14 protein-coding genes and 2 tRNA genes are annotated in these 13,446 nt (G+C 64.0%); 7 read left to right on the top strand and 9 right to left on the bottom strand.

Annotation, left to right across the window (positions count from 1 at the left end; translation table 11 throughout):
- Positions 1-52: 52 nt before the first annotated feature.
- Both LAQ58_RS03850 and LAQ58_RS03845 read left to right on the top strand, forming a co-directional pair.
- Positions 53-676 (top strand): hypothetical protein, encoded by a 624-nt coding sequence (locus LAQ58_RS03850; RefSeq protein WP_224449304.1) that lies wholly within the window; start codon positions 53-55, stop codon positions 674-676.
- 184 nt (positions 677-860) lie between these two features.
- A complete protein-coding gene (locus LAQ58_RS03845; protein WP_224449303.1) occupies positions 861-1,019 on the top strand; it encodes a DUF7563 family protein in 159 nt (52 codons plus the stop codon).
- A gap of 5 nt (positions 1,020-1,024) precedes the next feature.
- On the opposite strand, the gene LAQ58_RS03840 is transcribed toward LAQ58_RS03845, so the two are convergent.
- The 7 genes from LAQ58_RS03840 to LAQ58_RS03810 all read right to left on the bottom strand — a co-directional run bounded on the left by LAQ58_RS03840 (position 1,025) and on the right by LAQ58_RS03810 (position 6,434).
- Positions 1,025-1,246: a helix-turn-helix domain-containing protein gene (locus LAQ58_RS03840; RefSeq protein WP_425490726.1), complete on the bottom strand. Its 222-nt coding sequence runs from the start codon at positions 1,244-1,246 to the stop codon at positions 1,025-1,027.
- A gap of 253 nt (positions 1,247-1,499) precedes the next feature.
- Positions 1,500-1,597 (bottom strand) — tRNA-Pro (locus LAQ58_RS03835).
- A 70-nt stretch (positions 1,598-1,667) separates the two neighbouring features.
- Positions 1,668-3,575, bottom strand: coding sequence for an FAD-binding protein (locus LAQ58_RS03830; RefSeq protein WP_224449301.1), 1,908 nt, complete (start codon positions 3,573-3,575; stop codon positions 1,668-1,670).
- A gap of 45 nt (positions 3,576-3,620) precedes the next feature.
- The gene (locus tag LAQ58_RS03825) at positions 3,621-4,502 is read right to left on the bottom strand and encodes a succinate dehydrogenase/fumarate reductase iron-sulfur subunit (protein ID WP_224449300.1); all 882 of its coding nucleotides are present in this window, start codon (positions 4,500-4,502) and stop codon (positions 3,621-3,623) included.
- Position 4,503: 1 nt separating this feature from the next.
- Positions 4,504-4,875, bottom strand: a complete 372-nt coding sequence (locus LAQ58_RS03820; protein WP_224449299.1) for a succinate dehydrogenase hydrophobic membrane anchor subunit — start codon at positions 4,873-4,875, stop codon at positions 4,504-4,506.
- 1 nt (position 4,876) lies between these two features.
- Positions 4,877-5,269 carry a succinate dehydrogenase, cytochrome b556 subunit gene (gene sdhC / locus LAQ58_RS03815; RefSeq protein WP_224449298.1) on the bottom strand — a complete coding sequence of 131 codons (393 nt, stop codon included), beginning with the start codon at positions 5,267-5,269 and terminating at the stop codon, positions 4,877-4,879.
- 139 nt (positions 5,270-5,408) lie between these two features.
- Positions 5,409-6,434, bottom strand: coding sequence for a succinylglutamate desuccinylase/aspartoacylase family protein (locus tag LAQ58_RS03810; RefSeq protein ID WP_224449297.1), 1,026 nt, complete (start codon positions 6,432-6,434; stop codon positions 5,409-5,411).
- A gap of 184 nt (positions 6,435-6,618) precedes the next feature.
- Between LAQ58_RS03810 and LAQ58_RS03805 the strand changes: the two genes are divergently transcribed.
- From LAQ58_RS03805 to LAQ58_RS03785, 5 genes are all read left to right on the top strand, one after another.
- The gene (locus tag LAQ58_RS03805; protein ID WP_224449296.1) at positions 6,619-7,980 is read left to right on the top strand and encodes a putative ATP-dependent zinc protease; all 1,362 of its coding nucleotides are present in this window, start codon (positions 6,619-6,621) and stop codon (positions 7,978-7,980) included.
- A gap of 260 nt (positions 7,981-8,240) precedes the next feature.
- Entirely contained in the window at positions 8,241-8,834 is a 594-nt protein-coding gene (locus tag LAQ58_RS03800; RefSeq protein ID WP_224449295.1) for a DNA-3-methyladenine glycosylase family protein, read from the top strand.
- A gap of 142 nt (positions 8,835-8,976) precedes the next feature.
- The gene (locus LAQ58_RS03795) at positions 8,977-10,950 is read left to right on the top strand and encodes a 3-hydroxyacyl-CoA dehydrogenase/enoyl-CoA hydratase family protein (RefSeq protein WP_224449294.1); all 1,974 of its coding nucleotides are present in this window, start codon (positions 8,977-8,979) and stop codon (positions 10,948-10,950) included.
- 60 nt (positions 10,951-11,010) lie between these two features.
- Positions 11,011-11,085, top strand: a tRNA-Glu gene (locus LAQ58_RS03790).
- Between the two features lie 342 nt (positions 11,086-11,427).
- On the top strand, positions 11,428-12,120 hold the full coding sequence (locus tag LAQ58_RS03785; protein ID WP_224449293.1) for a DUF7344 domain-containing protein: 693 nt from the start codon (positions 11,428-11,430) through the stop codon (positions 12,118-12,120).
- Positions 12,121-12,143: 23 nt separating this feature from the next.
- Here the strand turns inward: LAQ58_RS03785 and LAQ58_RS03780 are convergent, their stop codons facing one another.
- The gene (locus LAQ58_RS03780) at positions 12,144-12,656 is read right to left on the bottom strand and encodes a DUF7344 domain-containing protein (RefSeq protein WP_224449292.1); all 513 of its coding nucleotides are present in this window, start codon (positions 12,654-12,656) and stop codon (positions 12,144-12,146) included.
- Between the two features lie 130 nt (positions 12,657-12,786).
- Positions 12,787-13,332, bottom strand: a complete 546-nt coding sequence (locus LAQ58_RS03775; protein WP_224449291.1) for a DUF7344 domain-containing protein — start codon at positions 13,330-13,332, stop codon at positions 12,787-12,789.
- Positions 13,333-13,446: the final 114 nt, after the last annotated feature.

Genomic DNA, 13,446 nt, shown 5'->3' with positions numbered 1-13,446 from the left:
CAAACGACCGTTTGCCGCCAATTACAAATACTGGGAGCAAGGAGCCTCCAGCGTGGCTGTCGAAGATCCGATTGCCGACGCGCTCTTGGGCGAGTCCGCCTACGAGCGACTGCAAGCGGAGCGACACACCCTCTTTCAGCAGTCGATCGCGCGAAAGCTCACGTGGGAGAGCTATCTCCTCCTCTCGCTGGCGGCGCTGTATCCGACGCTCGCGGCGTTGCCCTCGGCGGTTCGAGAGTCGTACTTCGCCGGCGGCGTCGCGTTTTCCGCGCCGAAGGTCGCGTTCGTCGGGTTAGTTGCCGTCGCCCTCCTCTCGCTGACCGGTGTCGGCCACGCCGTGGTCGGCATCCGGCGACTTCGGCTCGGTCGATCGATGAACGAGACGCAGGCCCGCGAGTTGCTCAACGCCGAAGCGGTCTGCTCGCTTCTCGGGTTCGTCACCGGCGGATTCGCGACGGCGATGACGCAGGTGTTCGTCCTACTCGGATTCGGCGGCGTCAAGACCGTGGAGGGTTATGTCGCCGCCGGCGGCGACAACCCGTTCGCGCAGGCGGGTCTCGGTGTCAATGTGGTGGAGGTCTCGGTTCTCGCGCTCGTCTTCGGTATCTGTCTGCTGATTCTGGCGGCCACGCTCTCCGTCGAAGCGACGGTCCGCGGATTCGAGAGAGAGCTGTGACGACGGCGAAAACTGGCGAACGCTTATGTCGAACCGGTGTACACTCTTGACACGATGGATGCAGCAGACCGGTTTTTCGTCGGCGTCGTTTCGTTGCTGTTCGTGCTCATTCTGCTCGGAGTACTGCTGACACTGCTCTGAGTCCAAGAAATTTTATATACAGGTACCCCCGAAACGTATCGGTATGCCTGAATGTGAAAACTGCGGCGCGTTCGTCACCCGCGCGTACGCCCGCGTCTTTACACCCGAAGGGGTGGAGAACCCGCGAGTCTGCCCGCGCTGCGACGACATGGTGAGAGACGGCGCGACCGTCAGGAAAGCGCGCGCACCGAGAAATCGATGACTGAATCAGACGAGCGAGTAGCGCTCGGAGTCGGCGTCGCGTCCGACGAGTCCCTCCCCTTGTAGCGTTCGAAGGATGCTGTAGAGGGTCAGTTTCGTCATGGCGAGACTCTCCTGAAGTTCCGCGACGGTGGCGTCGCCGTGCGTCGACAGGTACAGATACACGAGTTTTGCACGGGGGGAGCAGAGCGTGTCGGGGACGGTTACCCGCTGACTCGGTTGCGACATCATCTTGCTCCCGACAACGCCTTCGACAATAATAAAACTCCTCTACGACATTCGTCGAAAACTCATCGAATCGTCGAAATCGGAGGTTTTGGCTCCCTTTGAAGGATTTCTACGGATTCGAGTAACTCGTCCGTCGCCGGGGAGGCCGACGTTTCGGGCGGTACGTTTTCGACTGTCGTCGTGATTTGCCGGATTCCGAACGATCGTTCGTGGGCGAACTGCCGGGAGTCGGACGGAAGCTGCAGGCGTCTGACGGAAGGGGCGGGAGTCGAACCACGCGAAGCCTAAGTAATCCACCGTGGATGCGTACGCACCCGAACGGCGGTTGCTCTACCACTGAGCCACCCTTCCGGACGAAACTACTACCGGCGAAAACTAATAGTCGTTGGTCGTCGGGGCGTCGAAAACGAAGAGACCGGGTTCAGTAGCTGCGAATCTTCGGCTCGTACGTCTTTTCCTCGCCTTCGAGGATGACAGGTTTGTACCAGAGTTCCGGCGATCCGTCGTTCCACGACAGCATCGTGTGTTTCAGCCAGTTCTCGTCGTCGCGTTCCTGGTGCTCCTTGCGCCAGTGCGCGCCGCGGAACTCGTCGCGTGCGAGCGCGCCGAGCGTGATGGCCTCCGCCAGGTCGAGGATGTTGCGCGTCTCGATGGTCTGGATGAGATCCGTGTTGTACGTCCGCGACGGGTCGTCGACGTAGACGTCCGTGTAGCGCTCGCGTGCCTCGCGGAGGTCCCGGAGCGCCTGCTTCAGCCCCTCCTTCTCGCGGAAGACGTTGACGTGCCGGGTCATCGACTTCTGCACCGCAGAGCGGATTTCGGCGTGCTGGACGCCGTCGTCCTTGTTCATCAGGCGGTCGATGCGGCGGTGCTCGGCGTCGACGGCGCGGTCGACGATCTCGTCGCCAGTGGTCGCTACCGCCCCGCCGTCACTTCGCTCCGCCCGTGACGAGGCTCGCCTCGCGTCGCTCGGCTCACCGCTGTCGGGCGCTTTCCCCCCGTCGGCGACGGCGTCCTCGTCCGCTCCACCAACTGCACCGGGCGCAACGGGAGTATCGACCTCGCCGGCCTCCCACTCGCCACGCTTGCCGGTCGTAATCTTCGCCGTCCCGAGGTCCTTGCCGGCGGCGTGCGCGCCGGCGCGACGACCGAAGACGATGAGTTCCGGCAGCGCGTTGCCGCCGAGACGGTTCGACCCGTGGACGGAGGCGCAGGCGCACTCGCCGGCGGCGTACAGTCCGGAGATGCAGGTCTCACCGTTCTCGTCGGTTTCGACGCCTCCCATCGCGTAGTGCTGGCCGGGCTTTACCGGCATCGGCTCTTCGAGCGGGTCGACGCCCTCGAAGTCCTCCGAGAGGTGGACGATGTTCTCAAGGCGGTCGATGATGCGCTCTTGGCCGAGGTGACGCATGTCGAGGTGGACGTACTCGTCGTCGATGCCGCGCCCCGCGTTTATCTCGGTGAGTTCGGCGCGCGACACCACGTCGCGGGATGCGAGTTCGCCGGCGTTGTTCGCGTAGCCGTACTCGAACATCAGCCGTTCGCCGTTTTTGTTGTAGAGGATGCCACCCTCGCCGCGGACCCCCTCGGTGATGAGGACGCCCGTCGACGGAAGCGTCGTCGGGTGGAACTGGATGAACTCCATGTCCTCCATCGGGACGCCCGCGCGGTAGGCCATCGCCACCCCGTCGCCGGTGTTGGCGACGGCGTTGGTCGTGTGGTCGTACACCTGGCCGGGGCCGCCCGTCGCGAGGATGACGCCGTTGCGGGCGCGGAAGCCCGACACCTCGCCTGACTGGATGTCGTAGGCGACGATGCCGTGGCAGCTCCGGTCCTCGGGGACCTCCTCGTCGGAGACCGCGAGATTGAGCACGTACCACTCGTCGTACACCTTGATGCCGCGCTTGACGAGCTGCTCGTACATCGTGTGGAGCAACTGGTGGCCCGTCTCCGCGCCCGCGTACGTCGTTCGCGGGAACGAGAGGCCGCCGAACGGCCGCTGACTGACGCGGCCGTCGTCGTCGCGGGAGAACGCCATCCCCCAGTGTTCGAGTTGGATGGTCTCCTTCGGACTGTCCTGACAGAGCGTTTCGATGGCCGGGGCGTCGCCGAGGTAGTCCGACCCCTTCATCGTGTCGTACGCGTGGTCCTCCCACGAGTCGCCGTCGCGGAGCGCGGCGTTGATGCCGCCTTCCGCCGCGCCCGTGTGACTGCGTACGGGGTGGAGTTTCGAGACGATAGCCACGTCCGCCCCCTCTTCCTGCGCCGCTATCGCGGCGCGCAAACCGGCGCCGCCCGCGCCGACTACGATTACGTCGTGTTCGTACATATCTGATTTTTGATCGTTGTTAGGACTGGGTGAGCTTGAGCGTCACTACCAGAACTTCAGGTTGTTCTTGACGGCCTCTCGCTTGAGTTCCTGGATGTGTGCCGTCAGCGGGATGTCTTTCGGGCAGACCTCGGTGCAGGAGAACTGCGTCTGACAGCGCCAGACGCCGTGTTCCTGCTCGAGGATGCGCATGCGGTGCTCCTTCATGTCCGTGCCCTCACGCTCGTCCATCGCGAAGCGGTACGCCTTGTTGATGGCTGCCGGGCCGAGGTACTCGTTGTCGCCCGCCGCGATGTTACACGAGGACATGCAGGCGCCGCACCAGATGCACCGCGTCGACATCTTCACTTTCTCGCGGTTCTCGCGCGACTGGCGCTGCTCGTCGAGCTCCCCGTCGGGCAGGTCGTTCGTCTGGAAGTACGGTTCGACCGCCTCCATCTGGTCGTAGAAGTGTTCCATGTCGACGACCAGGTCTTTGATGACCTCCTGATGCGGCAGGGGTTCGACGCGAACCGGCTCTTCGAGGTCCGATAGCTGCGTCTTACAGCAGAGTCGCTGACGGCCGTTGACGAACATCGCGTCGGAGCCGCAGATCGCCTGGCGACACGAGTGCCGGAACGTTAGTGAGGAGTCGAAGTGGTCGCGTGCGTGGATGAGCGCGTCAAGCACCGTCATCCCCTTGTAGTAAGGGACGTGGAAGTCGTCGAAGCGAGGTTCCTGTTTCCCCTCGACTTCGGGATCGTAGCGGAACACCTTGAGGTGAATCGAGTCCTCGGACTGGGCTTTCTCCTCCGGTGTGGGAATCTCCTTGCCACGCTTCTCGCGGAGTCGACGCTGCTGCGGCGAACTTCCCGCGATGATATCCTCGTCGGCCGATTCGGTGTCGGTGTCCGTCTGATTCTTGGGTTTCTGCTCTTGTGTGCTCATGTTAAATCGGAACGCCTCCGGCCCACGCGAGTGCGGTTCGAACGCCCTGTACGATGAGGACCGCGCTGGCGACGACGAGCGTCCACTTCACGACGCTCAGCTTCGTGCCTTCGAGTCCCTGGTTGACGAGCGCGTTGTAGACGCCGTTGACGCCATGGAACGTCGCGGTGACGAGGAACAGGATCATCAACGAGAAGTACGTCAGCGACTCCATTCGGGCCTGGCTCATGGCGAACGTCACCTCGTCGGCGTGGTTGACGAAGTGAAGCAGGAAGAAGTGGAACGCGAGCACGACGACGAGGAACGCCGCCGTGATGCGCTGCCACAGCCACCGTCGGCCGCCGCGCTCGAACGAGGAGTAGCGCTCCGCCATCTCAGAACGCCCCCGCGACGAACGTCGGGATACTCGCGACGACGATGGCGCCCGTCAGTACCAGCGACGCGTAGAAACTCTTGTCCTGTGCGCCCAGTCCGACGCCGAGGTCCACGAACAGGAGCCGAATTCCGTTGAGGATGTGGAACACCGCCACGGCGAGCAGCCCCACCTCGAGGATGCGCACGATAGGCTGCATCTCCAGCGCCTGGATGGTACTGGTGTAGGCTTCCGGACCCGTCAGCGCCGTCGAGAGGACGGCGATGTGGGTGAACAGGTAGCCCACCAGCACCCATCCGGTGAACTTGTGGAAAATCCAGGCCCACATGCCAGCCGAGAACTCCCGCCAGCGGCCGAAGTCCTCCACGAGGCCTCGATTGTACGATTGACTCATACTCCCGTGAGTCTCGGAACCGGGGTGCTATAGAAGTTACGTGTATCCGCGCACGGAAACGGGGCGGTCGTCCTGTTTTGCCGCTTTCCCTCCCGAACTGAAGAATGTATCTCGCGTTGACGGGAGTGCGGCGGACGCGCTACGTTTCGGCTTCCGCCGCGGGCGACTGCTCGCGTTCGAGCACCCGCCGCGTCGACGTGCTCAGTTCGACGAGGTGGCAGATGGGGTTGCCCGGATAGACGACCGGGTTCTCCAAGATACCGACAAGCAGGCCCGTAAACGGCGCTTCGACGGGAATATTGTCGTCGAGAAACGGGTTCGTGATGGTGCAGATGCGGTCTCCCTCGTGAACCAGCGCGCCGCGGGAGTAGTGCATATCGACGATGCCGCCGGCGTCGGCGCGAATCCACGTCTTCTCGCGGTCGCCCGTGATGACCGTCCGCCACCCCGGCCAGCGGACGTTCGCGGTCTCGCTGAGGTCGTACTCGGCGAAGACGCTCTCGACGCCCGCGAGCGCCTCGTCGATGAGGCCGCGCTGGAACCGGTGGGCCTCGCCCATCTCCAGGGTGATCGTCGGCACACCCGCCCGCGTCGCCTCGCCGCGGAGCGACCCGTCCGGTCCCTCGCCGTCGAGGATAACGTTCGAGCCGAACGCGCGGGCGAGGCGGTTGACCCCCTCGTCGTCGAGGTCGCCGCGGACGTGGAGCATGTTCGTCCGACCGCGCGTCGAGGTGTGGAAGTCGAGACCGAGGTCGCACGGTTCGATGAAGTTGTGGAAGATCTGGTGCGCCATCCGCTTGGCGCTCGTGGACGTCTCCGACCCCGGAAACGAGCGATTCAGGTCGCGGTCGATGATCGGGAGATATCGCTGCTGGGCGAGAAAGCCCGGCACGTTCAGAACGGGCATGCAGACGAGTGTCCCGCGGAGCTCCGTGTGGTCCCATCCGTGGGCGACGGTCCGGACGACTTCGATGCCGTTCAGTTCGTCGCCGTGCGCCGCCGCAGAGAGAAACATCGTCGGGCCGTCGCGCTCGCCGTTGATTATAGTGACCGGAATCCGAACCGGGTCGCCGAGATACGTCTCGCTCACGCTGTACCGGAGGTTCTGCGTCTCGCCCGGGTCGACCCTCCCCCCGTTGTAGGTGAAGGCCGAGTCGTCGCTCATGGGCGTCCCTCGGACGGGGCCGTATATAAACTCCATCGACGGAGCCGCATACAAAACGCCGGCGGTTCGGAATAATTCGCTGCGTCGCCGTCGGGGCCGAGACCGACGTTACCCCGCCGCTGGATGCTTCCGAGGGTGTTCGGACCGGCATATCTTTGAAACTGCATCTGGTACGTCTGCCCACATGGCTCTTTCAGACGACGAGACGGTACGCGTCGGAGTTCTCTCGCTTCACAACAGTAAGGAGACGAAAGCGATTCTGAACGCCGTCGAGGATCTCGGTCACCAGCCCGTGTGGCTCCGCCGCGAGAACACCGCGATGAGCATCGAGGACAGCGAAGTGTTCATCGAACCGAACGTCGACGTCATCGCGAACCGACTGCTGCTGTCGAACACCGAGGAACCCGCCGAGGGTCTCGGCCTGGCGACGACGTTTAACCGCGTTCGCCCGATGCTCAACGAACCCAGCGCGGTGCTGACGGCCATCCACAAGTTCGCGACGGCGGCGACGCTGGCCGACTGGAACATCCGAGTGCCGGACGCGCTGCTCGCGCTCTCGAACGACCGACTGAACCAGGACCGGCAGAAGTTCGGCGACGTGGGCGTCTACAAGACCGCGATCGGCACCCACGGCGGCGGTACGTGGAAGGTCGACCTCACCGAGCCGGTCAACCCGAAAGTCGGGAACCGACAGGCGTTCCTGCAGGAACTCATCGAGCGCGACAGCGACCGACACCGCGACCTTCGCGTCTACGTCGTCGGCGAGAAGATAATCGGCGCGATGCACCGCTACGCACCGGAGGGTGACTGGCGGACGAACGTCGCCCTCGGCGGCGACGTGCAGAACGCGACCGAGACGATGCCCGACGAGGCCGCGGAAACCGCGCTCTATGCGGCAGAAGTCATCGGTCTCGACTACGCGGGCGTCGACCTCGTCGAAGGTAACGACGGCTGGTACGTGCTCGAAGTGAACCCGACGGCCGGATTCAAAGGGCTCTATAAAGCGTCCGGCAAGAGTCCCGCGCCGTACATCGCGAAACTGGCTATCGAGCGCGTGGGCGGCGAGGTCGACGACGACCGCGTCACCGAACTGTCGGCGACGCTCGACGACTCGCGGCCGTCGGTGATGCCGCGCGTCGAACCGCCGGAGAACGAGGAGGTGCCGATGATCGGCTACATCGAAGAGGTGGTCGTCAGCGGCACCAGCGGGTCGAACCAGACGCTCGCCAAATCCGACACCGGTGCGACGCGGACGAGTATCGACACCTCGCTGGCCGCCGAAATCGGCGCAGGCCCCATCAAGAGCATGACGCGCGTCAAATCCGGCAGCATGAAGCACGGAAAAGCCCGCCCGGTCGTCGACCTCGTCATCGGTATCGGCGGCAACCAGCACACCGTCACCGCGAGCGTCGAAGACCGCAGTCACATGGACTACCCGCTACTTCTGGGCCGCGACATCCTCGAACACTACCGCGTCGACGTCCGTCGCCGCGCCGACGTCGACAGCCCGGACGACCTCGAACGCGAGGAGGAGTATCTGGAGTAACTGATCCGGTCGTCGTTCGTCTCGCGTTTCGGTCCCCTGCGTTCGGGTCGCTCCGCATCCCGGTCGCTATGCGTCGGCTCGTTCTGCCTTTCTCTACATTTCTCTCTCCATCACTCTCCTACTAACCGGTATCCGGCGTCGACAGTGAGGGCGCTCAGCGTCGGCGGCAGCGGTCAGTACCGACAGCATCCGTGCCGGCGGATTCCCGCGTAACCGAGACGCATTTCCCTCCGCGTTTCGTGAATACCACTATTCAGCGCATGATAGACGAGGCCGAGTCCGTCCTCCGTCGGGACCCAGTGATGGCGGAACTCATCGACAAACACGACCCGTACTCCGAACCGAACTGGACAGAGTACGAGCGACTCTGTATCTCCATCATCAACCAGCAGCTCTCGACGGCGAGCGCGGCCGCCGTCAGGGCGCGCGTGTTCGACCTGCTGGACGACGAGGTCACGCCGGAGGCGGTGCTGGACGCCGACGAGCAGTCGCTCCGCGACGCCGGTCTCTCCCGGATGAAGACCGAGTACCTCCGAAACGCCGCTCGCGCCTTCCGGAAGAACGACTTCACGAAGCGGGGGCTGGCCGAGCACACCGACGCGCAAGTTGTGGACAAACTCACCGAAATCAAGGGTATCGGTGAGTGGACCGCGCAGATGTACCTCCTGTTCGTCCTCGAACGCGACGACGTGTTGCCACTCGGCGACCTCGCGGTCCGGCGGGGCATCGAACTGCTGTACGGGAACGGCGAGGAGCTGACCCGCGCCGAGATGCGCGCCATCGCGGAACAGTGGCGTCCGTTCCGGTCGGTCGCGACCAAGTACATCTGGGCCGAGTACGAGTCCGATTCCTGAGCGAACTGACGTCGCTCGCTCCACCGGAACGGGGTTCGAGCGCCGGGCTCGGGTCCATCACGAACCATTTGAATAAACTAAATTCGAGTTGTTCGACCCCGCGAGGGAAACGTTGAAACTGACGGCAGCCGAGGATTCAGCCATGGAGCTGGATGACGTCAACAGTATCACGGTTCTCGGCGCGGGAAACATGGGCCACGGCATCGCGGAAGTCGCGGCGCTCGCCGGCTACGACGTGGTGCTGCGCGACATCAAAGAGGAGTTCGTCCAGAACGGCTACGACCAGATCGAGTGGAGTCTCGGTAAGTTGGCCGAGAAGGACCAGATGACCGAAGAGGAAGCCGACGCGGCGCTCGACCGCGTCACGCCAGTGGTCGACCTCGGCGAAGCCGTCGCCGACGCCGACGTGGTCGTCGAAGCCGTCCCCGAGAAGATGGAGATAAAGAAGGACGTGTACGAGGAACTGGAGGCGAGCGCCCCCGACCGCACGGTCTTCGCGACGAACACGTCGAGTCTCTCTATCACGGAACTCTCGGAGGTCACCGAGCGACCCGAGCGGTTCTGCGGGATGCACTTCTTCAACCCACCCGTTCGGATGCCGCTGGTCGAGGTCATCTCCGGGGCGCACACTGCCGACGAGACGATGGACCTCGTCGAGGGACTCGCCGAGTCGATGGGCAAGACGCCTGTCCGCGTCCGCAAGGACAGCCCAGGGTTCATCGTCAACCGCATCCTCGTCCCGCTGATGAACGAGGCGGCGTGGATCGTCCACGACGAGGTCGCCACCGTCGAGGAGGTCGACAGCACGACCAAGTTCGACATCGGCCTGCCGATGGGGAGCTTCGAACTCGCAGACCAGGTCGGAATCGACGTGGGCTACCACGTCCTCGAATACATGCACGAGGTGCTCGGCGACGCCTACGAACCGTGTCCGCTTCTGGCCGAGAAGGTCGAAAGCGAGAACCTCGGCAAGAAGACCGGGAAGGGCTTCTACGACTACGAGAACGGCGGCGTCGATATCCCGACCGACGCCTCGCGCGAGGACGTGAAGCGCCGTCTGCTCGCCGTGATGGCCAACGAAGTTGCCGCGCTCGTCGAGAACGATGTCGCCGACGCCGACGCCATCGACCGCGCGGTGATGCTCGGCGGCGGCTTCCCCGACGGTCCCGCGAAGATGGCCGACGACGCGAGCCTCTCGACGCTCGTCGAGACGCTCGACGAACTGCGCGAGTCGACCGGCGCGGAACGCTACGAAGTCGTCGACTCCCTCCGCGAACTCGCAGACGCCGAGGAAGGATTCCACGGCGGCGACGGGGAGGAGTCGGCCACGCTGGAGTTCGACAACGTCCGCGTCGAGATGGAGGGCGCCGTCGCCCACGTGGTCCTCGACCGGCCGCACCGCCTCAACACCATCAGCACCGACCTGATGGACGACCTCTCCGACGCCATCGACGCGCTGAGCGAGGACGACGAGGTTCGCGCTATCCTGCTCACCGGCGCCGGCGACCGGGCGTTCTCCGCCGGTGCGGACGTGACGAGCATTGCCGGCGGCGGCGCGGACCCGGTTCCGGCCGTCGAACTCTCTCGGAAAGGCCAACAGACGTTCGGCAAACTCGAAGACTGCGACAAACCCGTCGTCGTCGGCATCGACGGCTTCTGTCTCGGCGGCGGGATGGAACTCGCCGCGTGCGCGGACCTCCGCGTCGCCACCGAGCGCTCCGAACTCGGCCAACCCGAGCACAACCTCGGCCTCATCCCAGGGTGGGGCGGCACCGTCCGCCTCCAGCGCATCGTCGGCACGGGCCGCGCCAAGGAGATAATCTTCACCGCCGAGCGGTACGACGCCGAGACGATGGCCGACTACGGCTTCGTCAACCGAGTCGTCGACAACGGCGAACTCGAAGCCGAGGCGATGGAACTCGCGCAGTCGCTTGCGGGCGGGCCGCCGATCGCCCAGCGCTACACGAAGCGCGCGATGCATCGCGGCTGGGAGGACACCGAGGCCGGTTTAGAGGTCGAAGCGCAGGCGTTCGGCATCCTGTTCACTACCGACGACCTGATGGAGGGCGTCATGGCCTTCTCCAGCGACCGAGAGCCGGAGTTCGAGGGGAAGTAACACGCACACCGACGGCGTAACGGAATCTTTAAATTTCTCTGGGGGACAGTTGAGAACGTCGCTCGGTTGGTGTAGTCCGGCCAATCATCTTGGCCTTTCGAGCCGAGGACAGGGGTTCAAATCCCCTACCGAGCATTTTCACGAACGGAGTGAGTGATAAGCGGAGCGTAAGAAGTCGAAGCCTACCAATCGTGCACAGCGAACGAAGTGAGCGAGCACGTCTGGTTTTGGTTCAACTCCCCTACCGAGCACTTCTCTGTGGCGGTTACGACGAAGAGGAGCGCCTGTTGTACGGTGGTGAATCGGGAAACAGTCCGCTTCGACCGCGGCTCGTGTCCCCGAGCGTTTCCTGCGCCACGTGCGGAGCCTCGCATCGACCTCCGAACCGGTTCGCCGCAGTATAGTTCAATATTCTAGACAGTAACCCAAACAGATAAGAGTCCGACCTCGAATACAGCGTTCGCTAGGGGGAGTACGATGGCGAAGACGGACGTACGAGCGGGTCACCCGGCCGAGCAGACGTCCGACGGGAGTCTGTCGAGAGATGCCTCGTTCTCGATACTCGCGAACCACCGCCGCCGGTACGTGGTGCACCACCTCGAACGGGCGGACGAGCCGGTTACCGTCCGAACGCTCGCCGAGCGACTCGCCGCGTGGGAGGACGGCTGCGACGTCGAGGAGCTAACGTACAAACAGCGAAAGCGAGTGTACGCGTCGTTGCACCAGACGCACCTGCCGAAACTCGACAGCTACGGCGTCGTGGAGTACGAACAGGAGCGGGGCGTCGCCGTGCTCACCGACCGAGCGGCCGCGCTCGACGCCTATCTCGATGTCGCACCGAGAGACGACGCCCCGCGAGACGGCGCGGCAAACGATGTGCCGTGGAGTCAGTTCTACCTCGGACTGGCGAGCGTCTCGCTCGCCGCGCTCGCAGCGCTGGGTCTCGGTCTTCCGCCGTTCACGCTCGTCCCCGCCCTCGCGTACGCGACGCTCATCGCCGTCGCCCTGTTGGTTTTAGCAGGGGTCCACGCGTGTCACGTTCGGCGCACTCGCTCCCGCGGAGCGGTGACTCCTGCGGATAGCGATCGGACGCCGGTGAAAACGAACGTCTGCTCCTACGCGTTCCAGGCATCCGGTGACGAACGGGCATCTGGTGACGGACGCAGGTGATACGGCGAGAGTCGACGCCGTCGTCACTCCCGAGAGACGCGCACGTACGTCTCGTAGAGCGTCAAACCGGCGAAAAGTAGCGCACAGCCCGCAGCGGCGAACGTGTCGGAGATGGCGGGGAGACTCACCCAGAGCGCTATCAAAAGCAGGCCGAGAATGCCGATACCCAGCGCGTACGGCGGCTTCTCCGGTTCGTCGGTGCCCGAGAAGCGCATGTAGGCGAGCACCCGGTCGGCGTTCCCCTCGAGCGAAACGTTCTTCGAGTTGTCGTCGTAGTCGACGACGCCGAGGTCGTCGAGTTTCGGCAGGTGCGTCTGGTGTAAGGAGATGTAGACGCTCTGTCTGACCTTTCGCGGCGGAGGGTCCTCGCCGGACTCGATAGCGCCGATATGCTCCGAGAGCGCTCGAACCGTCTCGCTGTTCGTCTCGGCGAGGTGTTCGAGCGTCAAGCGTCGCCGGTCGTTTCGAAGTATGTCGTGAACGTCGGCTTCGGTGAGTCCGTCGACTGACGGCCCCTGAGTTTCCGTTCGCGTCATCGAGAGGTGTTCATGCTGTTCGAGGTGTTTCGAATCGTCTGGTCCTTCTTCGTCTGTCGGGTGTCGAGGCTGATGAAGCTATGCTCTCGGTCCGTCGGACGTTGGGATCGAAGTCCCGAACCGCCCGAACTCACCGCCGGAGCGAGGGGTTTCGACGACGAACGACGAAAAAACCCGCAACGAGCGTCGTCAGCGCGAGAAAAGCCAGTCCGACCACCGCGGGCGCGACGGAGAGTACGGGCGCTCCGAGAACTCCGGCGGAGACGACTGCTGTTCCGACGGCGCCGAGACCGAGATAGTACGCGTCGCGTCGGCTCTCGACGTTCGGCGTGTCCAGGCGGTAGGCGGCGACCGTCTCGGCGTGGTGTCCGGGAGTGACCTCCTTGGTTTCGGCGTCGTAGTCGACGATGTCGAGATCGTTCAGTTTCGGCAGGTGCGTTTGGCAGAGCGAGACGTAGACGCTGTGGCGGGCTTTGCGTGGGGGCGTGTCGCTGTCCGTCTCGGCGGCGGCGATGTGTTCTGAAAGCTCTCGGACCGACTGCGTCTCCGGCCGCTCGGAGAGTTGCTCGACGACGTGCTGTCTGCGCTCGTTTTTGAGCACGTCGTATATCTCCGTCTCCGCGAGCGACGTGGGTCGCTCACTTTCCCCCTCTCGCTGCCGGAGCGCTGCTCCCATGTTAGCCATTCGTCCCCGCTGAATTAACAAGAAGCTATCGGATTTCTTTGTGTATACTTCCGGTGGGAAATATACAGACGGCCGAGAACGACCGGGAGCGAACCGGAGCTATTC

This window comes from Haloprofundus salilacus (genome assembly GCF_020150815.1).
Lineage (GTDB): Archaea > Halobacteriota > Halobacteria > Halobacteriales > Haloferacaceae > Haloprofundus > Haloprofundus salilacus.
The sequence above is the reverse complement of the archived record's forward strand: the minus strand, read 5'-3'. Positions and strand labels throughout refer to the sequence as shown.